Consider the following 1571-nt stretch of genomic DNA (forward strand, 5'->3'; position numbering starts at 1 on the left):
CTCATGGCGACCGTCGAGCGCGACACCTGGTCCCTGCCGCCCGTGTTCCGCCTGGTGGGCGAGCTCGGCCGCGTTCCGCAGTCCGACCTCGAGCGCACCCTCAACCTCGGCGTGGGCATGGTGGCCGTGGTGGACCCGGAGGTGGCCGCGAAGTCGATCTCCGTGCTCGTGGACGCCGGCATCGACGCGTGGGAGATGGGCACCATCGGCGCCCTCACCGACGACGCGGCAGCCGCGGGCCTGGACTTCGTGCAGGGCGCCAAGGGCGTCGACGGCGGCGCCGTGCTGATGCGCGGCCAGTACGCCGCCTGACCCCCCGGGGGCGTTTTCGTTCGGGAAACGGCGGCGTGTCCCGGCACTTTCGTTCGGGAAACGGGCGCCTTCCACGCACTGTCGCGGCCGAGACGGGAGCCGTCGTCGTCGCTTCCTAGACTGACCGCATGACCGCCACTCCCGCCCTGCCCCTGCTCGTGCTCAACGGCCCCAACCTGAACCTGCTCGGCACCCGCGAGCCCGAGGTCTACGGCACGGCCACCCTCGACGACGTCCGTGCGCTCACCGAGGCCCGCGCGGCCGAGCACGGGCTGACCGTGGACTTCCGACAGTCCAACCACGAGGGCGAGCTCATCGACTGGATCCAGGAGGCCCGCACCTCCCACGCTGGCGTCCTCATCAACCCCGCCGCGTACTCGCACACCTCCATCGCGATCCGCGACGCCCTCGCCGCCGTCGACCGGCCGATCGCCGAGGTGCACATCTCCAACGTCCACCGGCGCGAGGCGTTCCGGCACCACTCGCACGTCTCCGCCGTCGCCGACGTCGTGATCGCCGGGGCGGGCGTCCAGGGCTACGCCCTCGCCGTCGACTGGCTCGCCGCGGCTGTGCGCCGCTGAGCGCTGGTCAGGACCCGCCTGGCCGTGCCTAGCTGTTGTGGGTCATGAGGTTCTTGACACGAGGTACGGGCTGAGATGAGACGAGTGGGCCTCTCCCGCAGGATGGAAGTTCCTACACCACCGACCTGCCCGAGAAGACCCACTCATGACTCACGCTAACGCACCCCTGACTCCCACCGGCCGTCTCAGGATGGTCCACCGCCACCTGCACGACGGGATCCCGCAGGCACACGTGGCCGCCGAGTTCCGGGTGAGCCGGCCCACGGTGGCCACCTGGGTCGCCCGCTACCGCGCCCAGGGAGAAGCCGGCCTTCAGGACCTGCCCAGCCGGCCGCACCGTTCACCTGCCCAGCTCGATCCGGTCTTGGTCGCCCAGATCCACGCCCTGCGGCGGGAGCGCAAGTGGTCCGCACGGCGCATCCATCACCACCTCGTCTCCGAGGGCCACCGGGTGTGCCTCCGAACCGTGGGAAGGTGGCTGCACCGACTCGGGATCTCCCGCTTACGGGACCTGACCCCGGCCGGAGAAGACCTGCGCCAACGACCCCAGAAGATCACCGCCCGCGGCCCGGGGCACATGGTGCACCTGGACGTGAAGAAGATCGGGCAGATCCCAGACGGGGGCGGCTGGCGCACCCACGGACGTGAAAGTGAAGCAGGCCGTGCTTCCAAGCGTGG

General features: G+C 70.7%; 2 protein-coding genes and 1 pseudogene. All 3 read left to right on the forward strand.

The window, feature by feature from the left end:
• A pseudogene (locus tag AB0M27_RS47740) lies at positions 1–312 on the forward strand (hypothetical protein); the annotation flags it as partial.
• 128 nt (positions 313–440) lie between these two features.
• Positions 441–893, forward strand: coding sequence for a type II 3-dehydroquinate dehydratase (gene aroQ / locus AB0M27_RS47745; protein ID WP_020628425.1), 453 nt, complete (start codon positions 441–443; stop codon positions 891–893).
• Between the two features lie 145 nt (positions 894–1038).
• The coding region (locus AB0M27_RS47750; protein WP_365732453.1) for a leucine zipper domain-containing protein at positions 1039–1571 on the forward strand (533 nt) is incomplete at its 3' end.

It is taken from the genome of Streptomyces sp. NPDC052107 (assembly GCF_040680215.1).
Lineage (GTDB): Bacteria > Actinomycetota > Actinomycetes > Streptomycetales > Streptomycetaceae > Streptomyces.

Excerpts from the sequence above, each read along its gene's own strand:
- aroQ (WP_020628425.1), top strand. The coding sequence starts at position 441 with ATGACCGCCACTCCCGCCCTGCCCCTGCTCGTGCTCAACGGCCCCAAC.